The organism is Leptothoe sp. EHU-05/26/07-4 (genome assembly GCF_043421015.1).
In the GTDB taxonomy this organism is placed as follows: Bacteria; Cyanobacteriota; Cyanobacteriia; order Phormidesmidales; family Phormidesmidaceae; genus Leptothoe; species Leptothoe turfae.
Map to the genome: position 1 here is coordinate 493,203 of NZ_JAXSQV010000002.1, position 22,986 is coordinate 516,188.

A 22,986-nucleotide genomic window follows, 5' to 3' on the forward strand; every position below is an offset into this window, starting at 1 on the left:
GGAAATTAAATTTGTCTGTTCATTACTCCGTTTTGTTTGCAATTCGTCTCCTCCTTCTCGAATTCAGGCGCTCTTCAGCCTGTATTTGAACTTTCTCTAAAGAAGACTGCTTACTTTTTCCCTGACTTAAATAATCAGCCAGGGTACTGATAGTTGGATATTTAAATAAATCAGTAATGGATACGTCTTGATTAAACGTACTTTGCAGTTTGCTATGAACTTGAACAACAAGTAAAGAATGGCCACCTAATTCAAAGAAATTGTCATTGACGCCTACTTTCTCTACCTGTAGCATCTCTTGCCAAATAGCCGCCAGCGTTTGCTCTACTTCGTTACTCGGAGCAACAAACGTTTCCGCTAGCTCTGGCCGTATTTGATTCGGTGCTGGTAAAGACTGACGATCAACCTTCCCATTCGACTTCAGGGGAAGTTCCTTTAAGAACATAAAGGAGCCAGGTATCATATATTCTGGTCGCTTTTCTCTCAGAAAATTGCGCAAGTCACTCACACTGGGTTGCTGTGATTTATTAGGAACAACGTAGGCAACTAATCGCTTATTATCCTGTTCTTCCCAAACTGACACCACAGACTGACGCACACCTGGATGTTGGTCTAATAATGCTTCTATCTCTCCAAGTTCAATCCGAAAACCTCGGATTTTGACTTGGTTATCAGTTCGTCCTAGAAATTCCAGATTGCCGTCTGGCAAATAACGAACAAGGTCTCCTGTTTTATATAGTCGCGCCCCAGACTCACTTACAAACGGGTTAGCAATAAATCGGTTTTCTGTTAGTTCCGGTCGATTCCAATACCCCCGCGCTAAACCAGCTCCACCAATGTAGAGTTCTCCAGAGACACCAATGGGGACGGGGCGCAGCTGCCGATCCAGCACGTACACTTGTGTATTCGCCAATGGACGACCCAGGGGAACCATTTTAGAAATTTGTTGGGCAGATTGCTCGTTAACGGAATAGGTTAGAACGCCGACTGTTGTTTCTGTCGGACCATAGTGGTTCATAATTCGGCAGTTGGGTGCTTGCCACTGGATCTGCTCAATCAATCCCCAACTAGCGGCTTCACCTCCCAAGATAAGCCTTTGACGCGGCAGGATCGACTGCATTCCTGGAGACGTCAACAAAGCAGCGATGTGGGACGGCACAATTTTGAGGCAATCAATAGGGTGATGTTGGAAATAGTTTGCTAACGCCTCAGGATCGGATAATTGTGCTTGAGAGACCACATGGAGACATCCGCCGGTACACAAGGCCGGAAAAATAGCCGTATTACCTAAATCAGCAGCAAAGGTGGAAAAAGTCGCAAAACTCCTCCCAAGCGGCAGGTCTAATCGGACCAAGATACCATCTATGTAATTGAGTAATGACCGATGTTCAATAGCAACCCCCTTAGGTCGGCCAGTAGAACCAGAGGTGAACAATACATAGACTAGGTTTTCGCCATTCGCTTCACTAGTCGGATTCTCAGAATTTTCCTGCGCAATCACCGCAGAGTCTCTGTCCAGACAAATAACCTGCCCGGCATACTCAGGCAGCTTCTCCAACAGAGAGCTTTGGGTCAACAGCATCGGTGCCTCAGCGTCTTGCAACCGCAAAGCCAAACTTTCTTTTGGCAGTGCCGTATCTAGAGGCAGGTAAGCCCCACCCGCTTTGAGAATCCCCAAGATAGCTGTTATGACATCAAGCATCAGTGGCTCTCCGTCAGTGGCACTTTGCTCAATAAATATCCCCACCAGTACTTCAGGGCCAACACCTTGCTTTTGCAAATAATGAGCTAGTTGATTAGCACGTTGGTTGAGTTCAATGTAAGTGAGTTGAGCATCTTCAAATACCACAGCCACATGATTAGGTGTCTGCTTCACCTGTGTTTCAAATCTATGATGGATGCACCGCTCTATAGAATGATCAACCTGCGTTTGGTTAAACTCGATTAAAACTTGCTGTAGCTGGCGATCGCTCATAATCTTCAGCTCACCAACAGCGGCTTCCGGAGTATCAAGAGCGCTGGCGACCAAAGTCTGAAATTGTTCCGCTAGATATGGGATACTACCTGGACTCATGACTTCAGGATCGTAATGAAGCTGTGCCGTGACAGAATCCGGTCGAAGTATGCAGCTCAGCTTAAGTTTAAATTGTTCAAAGCAAACATATTGCTTCTCTAAGGAAAAAGAAACTCCACCATACTCATATCTGTCAGCCCCTACCTCACACTCAAAACTCACTGGCAAGCCCAAGGGAGAATCGTGAACAGTCTTCTGTTCTGCCTCAATAAAATATTCCTGCCATTTTGCATGACTATCTAAGGTTTGACTAATAGACGCTAAGATCTCGGTAAATTTAAGATTTTTTTGGAAGGAACACTGAACGGGCAGATCTTTTGCCAACAGTCCTAAGACTTCCTCCAGCTCTTCATACTTTCTGCCAGAATAGACAGTATTGACAACAATTTTTGACTGCCCTGTGATTTGCCAAAGTAGGGTTTGCCAACAGGCTAATAAAAACTCAGCCACCGTACACTTATACAGCGTGGCTGCTGCATCGAGTCTTGCGACCAAATCTTGTCCTAATCTAGCAAGATGAATACTCGGCTTAAATATTGTTGATTTGCTAGCGTGGTTTTCGAATGGTAGCGCGGGTGATGGAATTAAATCTAGCTCTTGTTGCTGCCAATAGCTCTTTCCAGCCTCTGCATCATCATCTTCCAGAAGTTCATTACACCATTCTGAAAATTGAATGTATTGCACAGGTTCATCTTCTAACTCTTTGCCTTGCAAACATGCAGCATAGAGATCGCCAAGTTCTTTCACCAAGTTTCTTAGGGAGCAACTATCCGCGCACAAAGAGGGCAAAGTTATTATCAGCAACCACTGACTAGATGACTCTCTCAGCAAAGAGATATGCAAGAATGGCCCTTGCTCAAAGTCAAAAATAGACTGTCTTTCATTCTGGCAAAGTTCTTCGACAGAGCTATCTTGCTGATCATGCTGACTAAATTCTCGATACAAAAATACACCGCTATTATTAATGACCTGTATCGGAATTTTGATGCCTGGTTGTCGATGAAAGTACGTACGGAGAATCTCATGCCGATCAATGACTTTTTGCAAAGCTGATTTCAGGATTTCTACTTGAAGATTACCTTCAATCCTCAAAATGCATTGGGCACAGTAAGCACCGCCACTCTGCTGTAATAACCAAAGCTGTTTTTGTTGAGGAGAGAGACGAAATCCCTCAATCGTTTGACTTAACATTGATTACCTAAACCCTTTCTATTAATTGACTATCGCTCATTTCTCCCATCGCAACTACAATCTTGCGCGAACCAACGTAAGGATTTCGCCCATGAGCAACTAACATGTTATCCAGCATTAAGATATCTCCTTTTTCCCATGGGAAGCTAATCTTTGTCTGGTCATAAATCTCCCCGATTTCTGCCATGACTGAGTCTTCAATTGGAGAGCCGTCACCATAATAGACATTGCGAGGCAACTTGCCTTCTTCAAGTGATGATAATAGAGAGGTTCTTACAGAGGATTCCAAACAGGAAATATGATGCAACTGTACCTGATTGAAAAACACCGAATCCCCGGTTTTAGGATGACTAGAAACCGCAGGGCAAATCTTATACGTTCTTAGCCCATTGTCTGAAAGCCATTCAAAAGCAATACCAGACTGACGACAATAGGCTTCAACAGCCTCTTTATCATCCGTGTGAAAGAAATTTTGCCAGCTAACATCTAGTCCTTCAATATAGTTGCGCACATATCTTAATCGCTTTTCTTCTAATCTTTTCCTTAACTTTGGATCCAGCAATTGATAAACTTTTCGGCAATCAACGATTGGCGTTTCTCCACCCTCTTGAGCCGGTTGCATACAGAAAAACCATATTTTGAGTGGCCACTGATGCATATGAGAACTTTCATTGTGGAAAAGGATGGCTCGGTCAGACGGGTAAGGAGTAGAACCATAAACTTTGTTGCTCACTCCTTCTCTGGGCAAATCTCCATAATTGCCAAATAACTTAGGGCAAATCGCATTAGCTACCTTTTCAAACTCAGGAACTGAGTTAAGCTGAAATCCACGGAAGAGTACAGCACCATGTTTCAATAAATTGAGTTCAATAAATTCGCGCTTGCTAGCTGCCCAATCAGCCAAGTCAATATCATGTCCATCATCGGGTTGAATAACATACGGCAAGCTCTGCTCAGACTGGAGACTACCTGTTTTAACTAATTCCTTCTGAGGCAAACTAACTGCCTTCGGCTTAATTGCTTTAAATTTCCTAAATTGCGTTTTTTCACGTTGAACTTTTTGAGTCATTTGCTGCTGTTTTTCGGACTCACTCAGCATTTCTAAGGCATCAATTCGAGTGTCAGGATTTTGGACAACATTGCATAGCAACGCTTCAAAGTTTCTGGAGAGCCGGGAAATCGCATCAGGTTCAAACAAATCGGTACGGTATCTCCAATTTCCAAAAATTCCTTGCTCTGTTTCTTGCACAAAAAGAGCTAAGTCAAATCTAGATTTCTTTCTAGTAACTTCTACAGGAGTGAGTGTTAACCCCGAAAACTCCACAGCAGAGCCAGGGGTATTCTGCAGGACAAACAATACTTGAAATAAAGGGGTCGCATTTGTAGCCCGATCTGGCCGTAAAGTTTCTACCAATTTGGCAAAGGGCAAATCCTGATGGGCATAAGCGCCCAAAGTAACTTCTCGAACTCTTTCTAGCAACTCTCGAAAAGAGGGATTTCCAGACAAATCACTGCGCAAGACCAAGAGATTGATAAAAAATCCGATAAGGGGCTCTATCTCAGCCCGATTGCGATTGGCAACATCAGTACCGACCACAATATCGTGCTGCTTAGTATGGCGATATAGCAAAGTCTGAAAAGCCGCAAGTAAAGTCATAAACAAGGTCACCCCCTGTCTACGACTTAGTGCTTTGAGCTGCTGAGATGGGTTAGCCGGTATGAGAAATGATTGAGCCGCACACTCTTTTTCGCTAGTAACCAGGGCTGTTTTCCCTGCTAGCTTTTGTAAATTCAATGTAGTAGAAATACCTGCAAGTTGCTGCCGCCAGTAGGAAAGATGTTTCTCCAAAACTTCTCCTTGTAACCAATGGCGCTGCCAATAGGCAAAGTCAGCATATTGAATGGGTAAATCTGCCAATTTGATACGCTGACGGTCAAAATTTCCAGAACAAAAAGCTTGATAAAGTACTGATAATTCTCGAGTGAGTACGCCATTAGACCAGGCATCCGTAGCGATATGATGCATCGTGAACAGCATTACATACTCCGCTAAGCCTAACTGAAGTAGCTTTATACGCAGTAATCTATCTTTAGTTAGATCAAAAGGAATATCTACTTCTTGAGCTATCAATCGTAAAACTTCTGCTTCTCTTTCTACTTCTGGTAATGCCCGCAAGTCCACCACAGGTAGCTTGAACGGTGAGCTTGACATAACAACTTGGCTTGGTTGTCCATCAGAAACAACAAAGACGGTTCTTAGAATTTCATGGCGACGTACAATCTCGGTAAAACTCTGCTCAAGTGCCGTCAAATTAAGCTCACCTTCAAGGCGAACTGCACTAGGCATATTGTAAGTTGTACTATCTATCTCTAACTGATCCAGAAACCAAAGTCTTTCCTGGGCAAACGAGAGGGGTAGATTACCATCTTTGGGAATAGCAGGTATTACGGCAGGAACTGGAAGAATATCCTGCGAGTGCTTCATTGCCTCAACAGACTTTGCCAGTGCCGCTACCGTAGGACATTCAAAAATTTCGCGCAAAGGCAATTCTATATGAAAAACATTCCTTAATCTGGACATTAACTGAGTTGCCAGTAGGGAATGTCCTCCTCGTTCAAAAAAATTGTCATTGATACCTACCTTCTCAAGACCAAGCACTTGAGTCCAAATGCCAGCTATTACTTCCTGAATAGGCGTATGAGGAGCAACATAGCTTTGTTGCCTGTCTTGCGGCAACACATTCATTGCAAGTAGAGCCTTGCGATCTACCTTGCCACTAGGAACTAATGGCACCCTTTCAAGGGGAACAAATATGGAAGGTATCATATATTCCGGCAACTTCCCCTTCAAAAAGTTCCGTAATTTCGATACAAACTTGCTAATAACTACTGAGTTTTTAGCTGATTGCTGGACTTCTTCTTCTTCTTCCTGAAGCACTTGAACTTCAGCAGACGGGACAAAGTAAGCAATTAAGTGCTCATCACCACCATTACTCTTCCTAACTAAAACCACAACATCTCGAACAGTTGGATACTGAACTAATAGCGACTCAATTTCTCCTAATTCAATACGGAAGCCACGAATTTTTACCTGGTTATCAATACGCCCTAAGAATTCAATATTTCCGTCAGGCAACCACCTTCCTAAATCTCCAGTTTTATAGATTAAATCTCTATTGCCTTCTGGCAAAGGCATTTCAAGATTAGGAAATGGATTAGGAATAAAACTTAAATTAGTTTTCTCTTTATTTTTCCAGTATCCATTCCCGACGCCAATACCCGATACACAAATTTCACCAGGAACTCCGATCGGCATCAGCCGCATTCGGGGATCAAGAATATAGAGGCTTAAGTTCGCTAAAGGTTTACCAATAGGAACAGTTCTTAGGTTTTCTGGCAGAGGCTCTTCAATAATAAATTGAGTGATGTCGTCAGCAGCCTCAGTTGGACCATAAGCATTAACTATTTTAATTGAAGGATAAAACCTTAACCACTGATTAATTAACTCTACCGAGACATACTCCCCTGTTACCATCATCCACCTTAGATCAGGTAGCAACCTTTGGCTATCTGATAGCTGTGAAACATAATTAAGTAGCTCTCGGAGAACTGCTGGAACAAGCTCAACAATAGTGAGCCTCTCATCCTTAACGACTTTAAATAATTTTTCTGGATCACAAACAGTTTCTGTATCTACGATAACTGTTCTTCCACCCGTTAGAAGCGGACCTAAAAATTGCCATACAGAAATATCCGATGAAGCGGGAGCACTTTGAAGAAAATCAAATCCTTCTCTCAAATCCAAAGCTTCAAATTGAGCATAAATATGATTAATAGCGCCATCATGCCTAATTATGGTACCTTTGGGCAATCCAGTTGAACCAGACGTATAGAGCATGTAGGCTCTATACGTTCCTCGATTAGCCTCTCCTGAATAATCTTTCAAAACACTCTTCTTAGAGAGATTACTAAAATCTGATTTAAAGTGTATGTCTATACTTGATTGCTGCAAGCTAAGAGATTTTTTGTCATCCTCATCCAAACAGACAAGATGTCTTAAATGAGAATGATTTTGCAAATCATCTATTAATCCACTTAAGCTCGAACAGTCTGTTAAGAGAATTTCTACCCCACTGTTCGATAACATATGCTTGATTCTCTCAGGAGGGTAAGTACTATCTATAGGCACATAAGCACCTCCTGCACCTAAAATAGCAATAATGGATATCAAGAAATCAATATCGCGTTCTTTGTAAATACCAACAAACTCACCTCTAGCAATTCCTATATCCTGTAAGAAGCCAGCTAATTCATTGACCTTCCCTTTCAATTCACTATAAGTTAAGACTTCCTTCTCAAAAACTACAGCAACTTCATTGGGCGTCCGAGATACCTGTTCTTCAAATAACTCATAAATTGTTCGATCTATAGGATAACCGCTTCCAATATTACGGTTAAATTCTTTCAATACCTGATGTTTTTCATTCCCTTCAAGCAGGGCAATGTCTGAAACTTTAATGTGAGGATCGTTAACAATACACTCAATTACATAGATATATTGCTGGATAAATATATCTATAACATTGTTTCTAAACAGAGCCTGTGCATAATCTACTCTGCCTATAATTTTATTCTCATTTACCCTAAAAATGACTGTTAAATCGTTGTTTACATCTGATGCACAGCATTGATCATGAATATTTTCCAACAAAACTACGATGTCATAAATCGGACAACGATTCTCACTTTGCGGTAAATCCAAAGTCTCAATCAATTCATCAAATGAATAATTTTGATGAACATAAGCATTAATTACGGAATCTCTAACCTTGAGAAGAATATCTTTGAAGGCTATTTCATCGGTTATATTTAAACGTAAAGGTATTAACTTACTAGAAAGTCGATCACCTATATCTTCTCCCACTGGTTGATAGCAAGGTATTCCAATTACAGAGTCATCGTTACCAGTATGCTTAGCAAGTAATATCTTAAGGGCTGACAATAGGAACAAATATATTGAATAATGAGAGCCATTACTAAAACTATTGATTGTTTGAGATAGCTGATCGTTGAGTTGAAACTCTATGAAATCATTTTTTCCTCTATAAAATTCAGGCCTTACATAATCGACCACGAAATTGGTCTCAGGCAGCTCTCCTGATAATTTATTAAGCCAATAGACTCTATCAGAAAGATTATTGCAGGTGTATGTACTTGCTTTTTCAATCATCATTCTCACTTAGCTCAATAAAGCAACCCAAAGTCTTAGAATCCAAAAAAATACTGTTATATCAAGCATTCATCAAAGGCTTGCTTAATAATCGAACATCCTTTTTGTAAAGTAGGCATTTCAATTGTCAAAGGGGGCAAGATCTTTAGAACAGTATCATTTCTCCCAACTCGTTCGACTATTAATCCTAGTTCAAAACAACTTGAAGCTATGGCTTTTCCTAACCTTTCATCTGCAAGCTTACTAATATCAATACCCCAAATCATACCAATTCCACGTATATCTATACCTTTGTGAATTGATGCTATTTCTTCATGTAAGAAAGTCTTCAAGAAGGATTCTTTACTTTTTACTTCCTTTTCAAGCTTAATCAGCTCTCTATATTCTAAAGCAGCTGTTCCACCAACAAAGGCCAACTGATTTCCTCTAAAAGTACCTGTGTGTTCAGCAGGTTCCCAAGCATCTAGTTCTGATTTAATCAGCAATAGTGACATTGGAAAACCGTATCCACTTATAGATTTTGAGAGTATCACCATATCAGGAACGATATTTGCTCTTTCAAAAGAAAAGAAAGAACCGACTCTGCCACAGCCAACCTGAATATCATCACAAATTAACAGAATGTCATGTCTATCACACAACTCTCTGAGTCTTTGCATCCAATCAATGGGTGCTACCACTACTCCCCCTTCAGCTTGTACTGTCTCAAATATAATTGCTGCCGGTTTTTCAATTCCAGAACTGGCGTCATTAAGTACTGACTCCATATACTCTATTGTGTCAATCGTCTCCATAAATCCAAAAGGATATGGCATAAATGACACGTTACCTGATGCTCCCCTTATTCCTGAACGTATCGTAGTATTACCGGTGACTAATAGGCTCCCCAATGTCATTCCATGGTAGGCCCCCATAAAGGAGAATATCCCTGCTCTTTTCTTGATCTTTCTGGCCAACTTTAGAGCTGCTTCAACAGCATTTGTTCCCGTAGGGCCGCAAAATTGGACACGATAATCCAGTTTTTTGGGGGTTAGAACATTCTTTTAAAAACTTTTCTAAAAATCTTTCCTTAGCAGATGTATGAAGATCTAAACCATGAGTAATAGCATCTGCATCTAAATAGAGCATCACCTGCTGCTTTATATAGTCATTATTATGACCATAATTTAATGCACCTGCACCTGCAAGAAAATCGATATAATCTTTTCCAGAATCAGAATAGACTATAGAGCCTTTAGCCCTGTGAAATACAGCTGGAAAACTTCGGCAATAACTTCTTACATTTGATTCGTATTTTTCAAAGATATTCATGGCAACTATTCACTGACCTTATTATTTTGAGTCTTGTAAAGGAGACAAACTCTAATCTGCCTATAGATAATTAGACTACTTCTTGCCTGACCTATATCTGGCTTAGATGCCCATTTAATTACACGAAGCCAAATTAAAATTAAAAGTCATTTCTTTCAACATCTTTAGAGTGAACTGCTGTCGTTCTGGAGTTAATAATGACAAGTCCTTGAGACGAGCTTCAGGATTCGCTGCCATTCCTTGAAGCAATATCTCAAAATGTTTTAATATGCTGGTGATTGTGGTTGAATCAAAACGACCGCAATCATAGTTGACTCCTAGCATTAGCTCTGGACCAGGATAACCGATTACATTCAGAGCATAATTGGTTTTATAAAACGCAGTAAATTGCTGCACCTCTAGCTCTTTCTTATCCTTCTCAGAAATCTCAGGCATTGGATAATTTTCAAACACGACGATGCTGTCAAACAAAGGAAAACCAGGCTGTAGTTTACTCCAATTTTGAATTTCTACTAGTGGGCTGTACTCATACTGACGTGTTTCAACAAGTTGAGCTTGAAGTTGCTTAAGCCACGGCAACAGACATTGCTCAGGATCCACATCAACAAAAATGGGTAAGGTATTAATAAATACTCCTACCATTGACTCTGCTCCCTTTAAATCTACAGGGCGACCAGAAACACCGCACCCATAAACCACTTGACTTTGACAACTGTAACGACTGAGAAGCAAAGCCCAAGCGCCTTGAAATAGAGTGTTCAGGGTAAGCCGATGCTGCTGTGCCAAGGATTGCAGCTGAGCCGTAGTTGCTGCTGATATCTTGGCTTGCTCTTCATCAAATCTTTCCTCTTGGCCAGAGCTTGTACTCTTTAAACAAGTTAAAGGTGTAGGCTTTCTAACTTCACCGAGTAATTTCTGCCAGTAAAATTTCGCTTTAGATATATCTTGCTTTCGCAACCAGGAGATGTAGTTTTTGAAAGGAATAGCAGGGGGCAAAGAAAGGTCTTGACTATTACAAAATGCCTGATAAAGTTGAAAAACTTCTCTCATTACTAAGCTTCCTGACCATCCATCGATAATGAGATGATGTTTGCTCCAGACAAGCTGGTAAGAATGATCAGCCAATCGAATCAAAGTCACACGCATCAGCGGTGCTTTCGAGAAATCAAAGCACCGCTGGCGGTCACTCTTCAAAAAAGCGTACAGGCGGTTTTGTTGTTCTGCAGGAGTTACTCCACGCCAATCATACTGTTCAATAGGTACTTTTACCTGTCGATGTACAACCTGTAGTGGTTTTTCAATATCCTCCCAGTAGAAACTGGTACGCAAAATGGTATGTCGATTTGTTAACTGTTGCCAAGCATGCTCAAAAGCAACAATATCGAGATCCCCGTGAATTTTATAGCTAAATTGGATGAAATAGAACCCTGTTTCAGGAGTGTATAAACTATGGAAGAGAATCCCCTTCTGCACTGGCGAAAGCTCATAAATATCTTGAACAGAATCAACTTTCATTACTTAAAAATCCCTTGCTTAGATTTACTGCCAACTTAAACAATCTCTAAAGGGGTATGATTTTTTAATCGGATTTCCTACAAACAAACAAGTTTCTTCCTGTAACTATCTCGCTCCCTAATTCCTTCCCATCTTGCAAAACTTGGATTTCTTTAAATCCTACTTTCTCCAGATTTTCTTTAATCTCTTCAGTAGAAAATATTTTGCCGTAAAAATCTGTATCTGTGCGCAACCACGTACTGTCAACCAGTTCAAAAACCGTAAAAAAGTTATGCATAACTTTTTCTCCTGGCTCATAAGTACTTCGACACATCCAGACATAATCATCTTCTACAGAAAGTGTTTTGGTATGAGCATCAGCAAGAGATTTACCCCAAGACATAACAGATTCTTCTTGACGCACATCAAACATGAAAACACCATTACCTAGCAATGCACTATACACTCGTCTGAATACATCCTCAAGTCCTTCAAGACTCATCATAACCATTAGAGCACCCTTCGAAAAAATCCCATTAAAAGTAGGTGAGTATTCAAGAAGGCGAATGTCACTTTGAACAAATTCGACTTCAGGTGCATTCTTGCGAGCATAACTGAGAAGTTTCTCAGAAATATCAATTCCAGTAACTTGATAGCCTGATTCAAATAAAAGACTTGCTAACTGACCTGATCCACAACCAAGGTCCAGAATTCGGCCTTTTTCAGGAATATATTGCAAAAACAACTGCTGAAATATGGTCTTAATAAACTCCAAGTTCTCCTTCGAATATTCTTTTTGATAGAGCTTATTTAATACTGAAGCCAAAACATCATATTGTCCCTGATGATCTTGTTGCTCTTTAAGATTTAAAGCAGACATAAGTACCTATGTAGAACTAGTTATAGAACAGGTTTTGAATAGCCATCTAAATCCAGGTCATTCAGTTTGGAGGATATCCTTAATTTCTAGTTATCGGTAGTCTGGCTTATTTTTGCAAGTAAGTTATCAAGTTCATGTTGGCTCACATTCGCTTCAGAAAAATCAGAAGGAGTATAGCCTCCTGCTTCCGAAGACTGGCAATGAATAATAAGCGCATGCAGCGATTCAATAAACTTCTCTGCCAGAGTTTCAACCGTAGCCCGACGATGAATGGCCTCACTGTAAGTCCAATTCAATCGTAACCGCCCACCAACAACTATTCCACTAATATCTAATAAATAGCTTCGACGTCCTGCCAAACTGCGTTCTAATCCGCCAGACTCCGCCGCCAAACCCAAAACCGAGAAATCTTGAAATCCTTGGTCGGTCTGACCTAAATAATTAAATCTGATTTCAGATTGAGGTTGATGTGGCCCAGACGCTAGAATCTCAGATCTGAGATAACGTAAAACACCATAGCCAATTCCTCGATTGGGAATACGTCTGAGCTGCTCCTTAATCGTCTTCAATGCTTCTCCCACATTGGTCGGCTCATCAACATGAAGGTATATTGGAAAAATTGCCGTAAACCAACCAACAGTCCTTGAAAGGTCGACATCCTCGAAGAGATCTTCCCGTCCATGCCCTTCTAAGTCTACTAGCAGCGAATTGCCTCCCGTCCATGGAGTAAATGATTGTATCAATGCTGTCAGCAACACATCGTTGATTTGAGTTTGATAAGCTTTCGGAACCTCCTGCAACAATGCTTGGGTGTCTTCTTGACTCAACGCTACCGATACTACCCGAGCTTGGGCCAAAGTATTTTTACCCTCAGAAAAATCCACTGGAATAGGAGTCCCCGGTCGAGCAGACTCTCTTAACCAATAATCTCGCTCTTGTTGTAGGGTTTCTGACCGCCCGTACACATGTAATTTTTCAGCCCAATATTGAAACGAAGTGGTTTTTGGGGGCAGTTGAATCTCCTCGCCCTGGATCAATTGTCCATAGATCCGATGGAAGTCCTCTAACAAGATTCGCCAAGAAATACCATCAACCGCTAAGTGGTGAATAACCCATAGTAAGCGAGCAGAGCGGTTATCCCCTAAATCAAAGTAAGCGACCCGCATCACAGGACCTTCAGATAGGTTCAAGCTAGCCTGCAATTCTGTAGCGGCTGTCGATATGGCAAGCTCTCGCTCTGCGTCTGAAGTAGTCGACAAGTCGAAGAGCGTCAATGGCGTTACTTCATCAGGCTCACCTTCAAACTGCTGCCAACCAGTTAATTGATGGACGAAGCGTAAGCGCAGCGCATCATGATGTTCAAGTAACGTCTGAATCGTCAGCTTCAAAAGGGTCAGATCTAGCTTTTGGTGGACTTCCAGCAGAATTGATTGATTCCAGTGATGGGCCTCAGGTAAACTCTGTTCAAAGAACCAATGTTGAATCGGTGTCAGGGAAACTGAACCCGTTACCAGATTTTGCTGAGCTTGAATTCCCTGATTCGTGGTAGAAATCGCCGCTAGTTCAGCAATTGTCTGGCGTTCAAACAATTGCTTAGGGGTGAGCTTCAGACCTGCCTGATTCGCTCTTGAAATAACCTGAATACCGAGAATAGAATCCCCCCCTAACTCGAAAAAGTTATCGTGGACGCCTATCTTTTCTAGTCTGAGAATCTGAGTCCAGATGTCAGCCAGCACTTCCTCAACATTCGTGCGTGGTGCAACAAAGGTTCCGATCTCCTCGGAACGAGTCGTCCCTGGAGCTGGCATTGCTTGACGGTCTATCTTACCGTTGGGAGTCAAGGGTATCTCATTCAGCAGCACAAAGGCAGAAGGCACCATGTACTCCGGAAGCTTGGTCTGCAGGAAATTACGCAACTCACTCGTGGTGAGCTTAGCTTGCTTTTTAGAGGTTAGATAGGCAACCAAACGCTTATTGCCTGGTTGATCCTCGCGTGCTAACACCACTGTTGCCTGAACTGCAGGATGCTGCCTAAGGGTGATTTCAATCTCCCTTAACTCAATACGGAAACCACGAATTTTGACTTGGTGATCAACCCGTCCCAGAAATTCAACGTTGCCATCGGACAGATATCGAGCTAAATCCCCTGTCTTGTATAATTTTGAACTTTGAACCTTGAACTTTGAATGATTGAAGGGGTTAAGAATAAAACTTTCCTGAGTGAGTTCCGGGTGATTGAAATAACCTCTAGCTACCCCTGCACCCCCGATATAAATCTCTCCAGGCACACCAATGGGCACCGGTTGCAAATAGGAATCAAGGAGATAGATCTGCGTATTAGCAATGGGACGACCAATCGGCACCGTCCCCCCCTGCAGATGATTTATGTATGAAGTTTCTGCACTGACCTGATAGGTCAGTACGCCGACAGTCGCTTCTGTTGGCCCATAGTGGTTAAAAATTAGGCAATTTGAAGTATGGCTCTGGACTTGCTTGATCAACGCCCAACTACAAGCTTCTCCTCCAAGAATCAGCCGCCGCTTAGGTAAGATTTTCTCAGGCTGAGAATATGTCAACAGGGCAGCCAAGTGAGAAGGTACAATCTTTAGACAATCGATGGAATGATGACAAAAGTAATTCGCTAGGGCCTCTGGATTAGAAGCACGCTCTTGTGAGATCACATGAAGACATCCACCACTGCAGAGAGCAGGAAAGATGACAGTATTGCCTAAGTCGGCAGCAAAGGTAGAAACAATAGCAAACTCGTTACAAGTAGAAAGTTCTAGCTTTTCTGAGATCGAATTTATGTAATTAAAAAGCTGTCGATGCTCGACCGCAACACCCTTAGGTTTACCTGTAGAACCTGAAGTAAACAGCACATATGCTAAATTTTGAATTCCGACCTCAGAACTCAAATTATCTTTGCTCTCTCTAGCAATTGTCTCCCATTGGCTATCTAAACATAGCAATCGTGTTTCACTTTCAGGAAGTGCCTCGACCAGTTGCTGTTGACTTAACAGCACCGATACTTGAGCATCCTTCAACCGGAACACCACATTCTCCTTTGGTAAGGCAGAATCTAGAGGCAGGTATGCTCCGCCAGCTTTAAGTATGCCAAGAAGTCCCACTATCAGCTCGAGCGATCGCTCTACATAAAGACCGACTAAGACCTCTGGTCCGACTCCCAGCTGCTGCAAGTAATGAGCCAGCTGGTTCGCTCGAGCATTGAGTTCAGCATAGGTTAAATGCTGGTCTTCAAAAACGACAGCAACTTGATTTGGTTGACTATCTGCTTGTGTCTCAAACAACCGATGAATACACTGACTCTGATCGTACGAATGATCAGTCTGAGTTTCGTTGAATTCGATCAATAATTGCTGGCGCTCTTGATCACTTAATATTTCCAGTTGACCGATAAAAGTCTCAGAATTCTCAATGACATTTGCTAACAGCCTCTGAAATCGCTCTGCCAAAAGTTCAACGGCTTCCCTCTGGAACAACTCAGAATCATAGTGAAGCTCTACCAATAACGTATCGTTACTGCGCACACATGAAAGCTTTAATTTAAATCGGTCAAAACAAACGTATTGCTTATCAATACAAAAAGAAAGATCAGCAACAGAATTTTCGACAGGTCGCTCATCAAATTCAAAGCAACTAGAAAAAAATGATATCTCCGGAGCATCTTCGCTTAGCTTTATTATTTGTTCCCAAGCAAAAGATTCCTGCCACTTTAAGGTTTCAACTACTGTTTCATCAACCTGCTTTAATACCTCATTAAACCTAAGCTCATCCTCCAAATGACAACAGATAGGCAAGAACTTGGAAAATAATCCGAGTACTGGTTCCAACTCTTCATAGTTTCGACCATCACAATGGGCACCAATTGTGACATCTGACTTTCCAGTTAATCGCCATAGCAAAATCTGCCAGCAAGCCTGAAGAATTACGGAAACTGCAACACCGTATTTATGGGAGATAGCCTCTAAGTTAACAACCTGATCAGCGGCAAGAAATAAACTAAGTAATTCAGGCTTAAAGCCCAGCTTTAATGATTCTGAGTTTTCAAAACTAAACTTATGCTGTGCAAAAGCAATAATATCTTCCCTCTTACTCCAGTAATCTTTCCCTATTGCAGCTTCCTCTCCTTCGAACAGCTCATTCTGCCATTCAGCAAGATCGGCATACTGTAGCAGATGGGTCACATCTGCTAGGTCCTGATTATTTAAGCAATTTATATAATCCCGACCAATTTCAAGAATCAAATTTTTAAAGGTAACTCTATCAGCGCAGAGCGCAGGCAAAGATACAATCAGCACACGTTTCTCAGAAGAAAGAGTTACCAAGGAAACATCTAAAAGTGCTCCTCGCCCAAAATCAAAAGTTTTCTGCTTTTTTTCGAGAAACAACAGTTCAAGCTTAGCATTCTGCTCTTCAGCGCTCAATCCCTCAAACTCATATTCAGTAATCGGCACTGTAATCTCATCGATGATGATCTGCAGTGGGACTGTCATCCCCTCTAAAGATTGAAAGTTAGTTCGTAATATTTCATATCTTCTAAAGCTTCTCTGTAAAGCCTTTTTCAATATCTCAGGTTGACAATGTCCTTCAATTAAGATTGAACAACAGGCACAATAAGCCTCTTTAGAATCAGCTTCCTGAAGCTGCCAAAGACGCTTTTGTTGAGGGGAAAGTCTAAAACCTTCGATAGATAAGTCCTGCATGGCTTCCACTCTGCATCACCGATTTTGAACAGTCTCACTGTAGGGTTCAGCCATCCCCACAACTACCTTCCGCGCTCCTAAAAATGGCATACGCCCATGAGCTGTCAGCATGTTATCTAGCAGTAGTATATCACCCTTCTGCCAACGAAACATAATTGTCTCTTGGTGATATATCTCACGAATTTCATCCAATATTGAATCTTCAATCCTAGAACCATCTCCATAATAGGCATTACGGGGTAAATCTGGCTCTTTCAAGACTGATAGTAAAAAATCCCTGACTTCTGTCTTCAAGCTAGACACATGAAACAAATGAGCTTGATTAAACCAAACAGTTTCACCCGTTTTAGGATGAGTAGCTACAGCTTGACAAACTTGACGAGTTCTCAAGTGATCAGCACCTCTCCATTCAAACTCAATCTCTGCTTGGTGACAATAAGTTTCGACCTCTGATTTTTCGTTAGTTTGAAAGACCGTTTTCCAATGAAGATCGAGTCCTTCTCCATAATTTCGAACATACATAATCTTCTTATGGCGGAATCGCTCTCTTACATCTGGATTAACGCGTTGAAAAACCTTCCGGCTATCAGCAATTGGCGTTTCCCCACCATGTTGTGCTGCCTCTGAACAAAAGAACAAAATCTTCATCGGCCAGCTTGAAGCATAAGCCATTTCATTGTGCAAAGGGATAAGCTGGTCTGCTGGATATTCAGTTGATGTGTAGACATTTCCACTCACTTTACTGCGAGGTGTTGAGCGATAGGAATACTCCGTCAGCTTCCCAGAAAGTGCCCTAATAAGAGCTTCAAATTCTGAAGCCAATTGCAATTTAAATCCTCGAAATAGGATGCCGCCATGCTGTAACAGCATTGTCTCGATAAACGTTTTATTAGTTGCTGTCCAGTTAATCAAACTAATATCAGAAACAGCAGGTTTTACGACCAGAGGCAACCTCTGGTTGGGCTGTATTAACTGTGTCTCAATCAGCCCTGCTTGCGAAATATTGACTGTCTTTCGACTAATACCTTTGAATCTCATGCTGCTTCTTTAGGGGTTTTGGAATTATCATCGACTATCAAAGATATGACATCGGAATGATATGAGGAACATGGTTAGCCTTCGAGAGAGAACCCATATTGGGCAATTTTATCCACAACTGTCCCTATCCGTCAGTTATATAAGCGAATGTTCTCAAACTTGAATCATCCCAACCCCTGTTCCTTTAACACCTCATCTCAGAATCGCATAATCGTTGTCTGACAACGATTCTTCAATTTAAATTGTCAACTGAAATGCCATTAACCGCTTTGCGCTCAAGTTTGCTAAGTTTTTGACGACGTGCTTTTTGAAATTCTTTTTCCTGTGTAAGTTGCTGCTGCTTTTTTTCTTCCGCTAAAACTGTTACTAGCGACCCAAGTTGAATATCAGGCTGCTGAACAATAGTCTCAAGCAAAAACTCGAATAACTTTGCCATTTGAGCAATAGTTGAAGCTTCAAATAGATCTATTCTGTATTCGAGGAAGCCCTTCAGCCCCTCCGGTGTCTCCATTAAATCCAACTTTAAATCATGTCGGACGGCTCCAGTTTCAAACTCTAGGGCATTTAGAGTTAAACTCGGAAGCTCTAGGGCTGGCATGAGAGCATTCTGGAGAACAAACCAGACTCGAAATAGGGGATTCTCATTAGGACCGCGCTCTAAACCTAGCTCTGTCACCAGCTTTTCGAAGGGTAAATCCTGATGAGCATAAGCGCCTAATGTCACCTCTCGAATTCGCCCTAAAAATTCTCGAAAACTCGGATTACCTGATAGATTCGTTCGTAAGACAAGCGTATTCACAAAGAATCCAATAAGCCCCTCAGTTTCAGGTCGATTCCGATTGGCAATGGGAGAACCCACTAGAATGTCTTCTTGACCTTTATAGCTATGGAGCAACACTTTAAATGTCGCTAACAGGGTCATAAACAACGTAACGCCTTCTTGTTGGCTCAAGTTTTTTATTTTTTCTGTCAAACTTTGGGAGAGTGCAAAGAATTTCTTAGTTCCCTGAGAAGTTATAACAGAGGGGGGATGTCGGTCAGTTGGTAACTCCAATACGGGAGGTGTTGCTTCCAGTTGCTGCTTCCAGTAAGCTTGCTGAGCTTCTAATACTTCCCCCTGTAACCATTGACGTTGCCAGACTGCGAAGTCAACATACTGGATCGGCAACTTTGGTAGTGGAGAGGGCTGACCTTGAGAAAAAGCCTCGTAAAGTGTCGCCAGTTCTCTGATTAACACCCCTATGGACCATCCATCAGAAATAATGTGATGCGTATTGAACATGAGCAAATGTTTCCGCTCATTTAGCTTCACCAAAGCCATTCTCAGTAACGGACCTTGAGCTAAGTCAAATAATCTTTGCCCCCATTCCTCAACTAATAGCTGGACTTTACTCTTCTGCTCAGCTTCTGGTAAGTGGCATAAATTCTCCACTGGCAAATGAAATTCTACATCTAGGGATGGAGTAACCAGCTGTATAGGCTCTCCCTCAACCACAGGAAATGTCGTACGAAAAATTTCATGACGACGGACAATCTCTTTAAAGGACTGTTCTAGAGCTACCACATTAAGCAAACCCACCAAACTTACAGCAGATGGAAGATTATAAGCGGATCTATCTGAAATTAGTTGATCTAGAAACCACAATCGAGTTTGAGAAAAAGACAGCGGTAGATTGCCATTTCGTGAGACACGCTCAATGGGAGGAATTTTCCGCTGAAATTTTGATTCCTTTGCATTCTGAATTGCTTCAGCTATTCCAGCGACTGTCGGTGACTCAAAAATGAGCCTTAAAGGTAGCTCCACCCTAAATGTTTCCTCTATTCGAGAAATAACTTGAGTGGCTAAAAGCGAGTGACCACCCAGCTCAAAGAAATTATCATAGACACCCACCTGTTCAAGATTAAGAGTTTTAACCCAAACCTTAGATAGCAAGTCCTCGAATGGATTGCGAGGTTGAACGAAAGCCTTCTCTAAAGAGGAGTTAGCCTCCGGTACCGGTAGGGCACGTCTGTCTATCTTGCCATTAGGCGTCAGAGGAAGTGTCTCTAACACCATGAAAGTCGATGGGATCATATATCTGGGTAGCTTTTTCTCCAGAAATCTTCGTAATTCCTGAGTAATGATTTCTGAAGAAGCATGGCCGACAACATATGCCGCTAGAATTTTATTACTTGACTCATCTTCCCTTGTGATAACCACAGCTTGTCTCACAGCTGGATGCTTATTTAGTACCGTTTCAACCTCCTCTAGCTCAATGCGAAAACCACGAATTTTCACCTGATTATCAAGACGTTCAATGTATTCGATCTTGCCATTTGGGAGATAGCGAGCCAAATCTCCAGTTCTGTAAAGTCTTTCCCCTGAGGTATGGGTAATGAACCTTTCAGCTGTCAATTCGGAACGATTTAAATAGCCTCGAGCCAGCCCAGCACCACCAATATGTAACTCACCGGGTATACCCGCTGGCACCGGCTGACCACATGAATTTAAAAGATAAATCTGGGTGTTGGCAATAGGATTTCCAATCGATACTCCCGCTCTAGAAAGATTGTTCGTTTCTATTTTGCAGGCTGTTGACCAAATGGTAGCCTCCGTCGGACCATACAAATTCCATAGAGTTGCACTTTTATCGAGTAACTCCTGTGCCAAACTTTTGGGTAAAGCTTCACCACCACAAAGTATTTTCAACTTGGGGTTGCCTTGCCATCCAGCTGTCAACAACATGCGCCATGTGACTGGAGTGGCTTGCATCACAGTCGCACCAGAAGTGTTGAGTTGCTTCTGTAGCTGCTTACCGTCAGTGGCGACTTCACGACTAACTAAGTTTAGGTGCGCCCCAGTAATCAGAGGTAGATATAGTTCTAGGGCAGCAATATCGAAAGATATAGAAGTAACCGCCAGGAGCGTATCAGATGCTGTTAATCCTGGCTCTCTACTCATCGATTTGAGGAAGTTCACTACAGCACCGTGAGGAATTTGCACTCCTTTGGGTCTTCCTGTAGAACCCGATGTATAAATGACGTAAGCCAGGTTTTCTGGTTTGGCGATGTTAAGTGGGGAATTTGGGCTAACAGTTTCCCAATGAATATCTTTATCCAAACACAGGGCATGAGCCCCATGTTGAGGAAGCTTTTCGAGTAAGTGCTCTTGAGTTACCAGTACTGAGATTTGGGAATCCGACAAAATCCATGCTATGCGTTCCTGAGGATAGGCTGGGTCAATAGGGACATAAGCCCCGCCAGCTTTAAGTATGCCTAGTAGGCCAATTACCATCTCCAGCGATCGCTCCACACAGATGCCCACAAGCACTTCTGGCTTAACCTTTAGCTTTTTGAGATAGTGGGCCAGTCTATTTGCTCGCTGGTTTAATTCCAGATAGGTTAGTGTTTGCTCTTCAAATACTATCGCTATTGCATCGGGAGTACTCTCTACTTGAGCTTCGAATAACTCATGAATACATGCCTCTTTAGGATAATCTGCTTGGGTTTGGTTCCACGCCACCAACTGATGCTGCTCAGACTCAGTTAACAGTGGCAATTGATCAACCTGCTGTTGTGGATCAGCTGCTATGGCTTTGAGCAAGATTTCAAAGTGCCCCCTCATGCGGTTTATGGTAGAAGCATCAAATAAATCAGTGCTATACTCCCAGAAACCCTCAAGCCCCGAATCAGTCTCTACGACATCCAAGCGTAAGTCGAACACAGCTTTGGTACTTTCAACCTCAAAAGGGGTTAAAGTCAGCCCAGGCAATTCAAATTCCACCTTTGGAGTATTTTGTAAAATAAACGATACCTGAAACAGGGGATTGTAATTGATATTCCGGTCTGGCTGCAGTTCCTCAACCAGTTTTTCGAAGGGCACATCCTGGTTAGCGTAGGCATCTATCATCACCTGACGCACTCGACATAAAAGTGTCTCAAAAGTTAGATTGCCTGAAACAGCGGTGCGCATTACCAGCGTGTTGACGAAACAGCCAATCAGCCCTTCAATTTCAGCCTGAGTACGATTAGCTGTAGGAGAACCTACTACAATATCTTCTTGCCCAGTGTAGCGATAAAGTAAAATTTTGAATGCCGCCAGCAGGGTCATGAACAGAGTAGCCTCAACTTTCCTGCCGATTGCCTTAAGCGCATCAGTTATTTCCTTGGGTAACAGGAATGATTGCCTTGCACCTCGATAGCTTGGAATTAATGGCCTTGGTCGATCCGTAGGGAGCTGTAGCAGGGGTGGTGCATTTTTCAGGTGCTGCTTCCAATAGGACAGCTGAGATGCTAGCTTTGCTTCTTGAGACTCATGTCGCTGCCAAATCGCAAAGTCCGCATATTGGATCGGCAATTCAGGCAACAAAGCCGATTTTCCAATAGAGAAAGCTTGGTAAAACGATGACAATTCGTGAGTAAATATACTCCCTGACCAGCCATCATAAACGATGTGATGCATCGTAAATAGCAATACATGGTTGCGCTCACTTAGTGCCAACAGTGAACATCGCAGCAGGGGGCCTTGAACCAAATCAAACGATCGTTGACTCTGCTCAAGTGACAACTTCTGGACTTCTTTGATCTGCTGAGCCTCTGGTAACTGGAGCAAATCTATGACTGGTAGTGCAAAGGTCTGGCTGGGGGCAATGATTTGAACAGGTTGCCCTTCGAACATCTCGAAGGTAGTTCGTAACACTTCGTGGCGTTTTACAACCTCGTTAAGACTCTTCTCCAACGCTGCTACATCGAGTAAACCTATCAGCCGTATGGCAAAGTGTTCATTATAAAAAGAGTTATCTGGTTCCAACCTTTGAAGGAACCACAGCCGTTGCTGACCAAAGGATAGGGGTAGAGGAGCTACGCTGAAACGTCGAACAACAATACTTGACCTAGAACTTGATTCAGCTTCACCTCGTAAGCGCTTTTCTAGAAGCGCTTTTTTTGTAGGTGAAAGCTTAGCAGCTCTCGCTAATATTTCTTCCTTACTTGTATTCATCTTTCTATTCAAGCTCATAGATTAAACTCTTATTAGGCTGTGGTAGTTAAGAGTTCTAATTACTAC

General features: G+C 42.1%; 7 protein-coding genes and 1 pseudogene. All 8 read right to left on the reverse strand.

Annotation, left to right across the window (positions count from 1 at the left end; all coding sequences use genetic code 11):
* Positions 1-22: 22 nt before the first annotated feature.
* The gene (locus tag U2F10_RS04040) at positions 23-3,265 is read right to left on the reverse strand and encodes a non-ribosomal peptide synthetase (protein WP_499870892.1); all 3,243 of its coding nucleotides are present in this window, start codon (positions 3,263-3,265) and stop codon (positions 23-25) included.
* A gap of 7 nt (positions 3,266-3,272) precedes the next feature.
* A complete protein-coding gene (locus U2F10_RS04045) occupies positions 3,273-8,498 on the reverse strand; it encodes an amino acid adenylation domain-containing protein (RefSeq protein ID WP_499870894.1) in 5,226 nt (1,741 codons plus the stop codon).
* Between the two features lie 53 nt (positions 8,499-8,551).
* A pseudogene (gene ectB, locus U2F10_RS04050) lies at positions 8,552-9,806 on the reverse strand (diaminobutyrate--2-oxoglutarate transaminase).
* A gap of 114 nt (positions 9,807-9,920) precedes the next feature.
* Complete coding sequence (locus tag U2F10_RS04055; RefSeq protein WP_499870896.1) at positions 9,921-11,321, reverse strand: condensation domain-containing protein; 1,401 nt, start codon at positions 11,319-11,321, stop codon at positions 9,921-9,923.
* 64 nt (positions 11,322-11,385) lie between these two features.
* Complete coding sequence (locus U2F10_RS04060) at positions 11,386-12,180, reverse strand: class I SAM-dependent methyltransferase (RefSeq protein WP_499870897.1); 795 nt, start codon at positions 12,178-12,180, stop codon at positions 11,386-11,388.
* Positions 12,181-12,266: 86 nt separating this feature from the next.
* On the reverse strand, positions 12,267-16,904 hold the full coding sequence (locus U2F10_RS04065) for an amino acid adenylation domain-containing protein (RefSeq protein ID WP_499870899.1): 4,638 nt from the start codon (positions 16,902-16,904) through the stop codon (positions 12,267-12,269).
* A gap of 15 nt (positions 16,905-16,919) precedes the next feature.
* Positions 16,920-17,942, reverse strand: coding sequence for a TauD/TfdA family dioxygenase (locus U2F10_RS04070; protein ID WP_499870901.1), 1,023 nt, complete (start codon positions 17,940-17,942; stop codon positions 16,920-16,922).
* A 232-nt stretch (positions 17,943-18,174) separates the two neighbouring features.
* A complete protein-coding gene (locus U2F10_RS04075) occupies positions 18,175-22,920 on the reverse strand; it encodes an amino acid adenylation domain-containing protein (RefSeq protein ID WP_499870902.1) in 4,746 nt (1,581 codons plus the stop codon).
* Positions 22,921-22,986 lie beyond the last annotated feature (66 nt).

What these genes read in the sequence shown, in the direction of transcription:
- U2F10_RS04040 (WP_499870892.1), bottom strand. Translation starts at nt 3,265, where the DNA reads ATGTTAAGTCAAACGATTGAGGGATTTCGTCTCTCTCCTCAACAAAAA.
- U2F10_RS04045 (WP_499870894.1), bottom strand. Translation starts at nt 8,498, where the DNA reads ATGATGATTGAAAAAGCAAGTACATACACCTGCAATAATCTTTCTGAT.
- U2F10_RS04055 (WP_499870896.1), bottom strand. Translation starts at nt 11,321, where the DNA reads ATGAAAGTTGATTCTGTTCAAGATATTTATGAGCTTTCGCCAGTGCAG.
- U2F10_RS04060 (WP_499870897.1), bottom strand. Translation starts at nt 12,180, where the DNA reads ATGTCTGCTTTAAATCTTAAAGAGCAACAAGATCATCAGGGACAATAT.
- U2F10_RS04065 (WP_499870899.1), bottom strand. Translation starts at nt 16,904, where the DNA reads ATGCAGGACTTATCTATCGAAGGTTTTAGACTTTCCCCTCAACAAAAG.
- U2F10_RS04070 (WP_499870901.1), bottom strand. Translation starts at nt 17,942, where the DNA reads ATGAGATTCAAAGGTATTAGTCGAAAGACAGTCAATATTTCGCAAGCA.
- U2F10_RS04075 (WP_499870902.1), bottom strand. Translation starts at nt 22,920, where the DNA reads ATGAATACAAGTAAGGAAGAAATATTAGCGAGAGCTGCTAAGCTTTCA.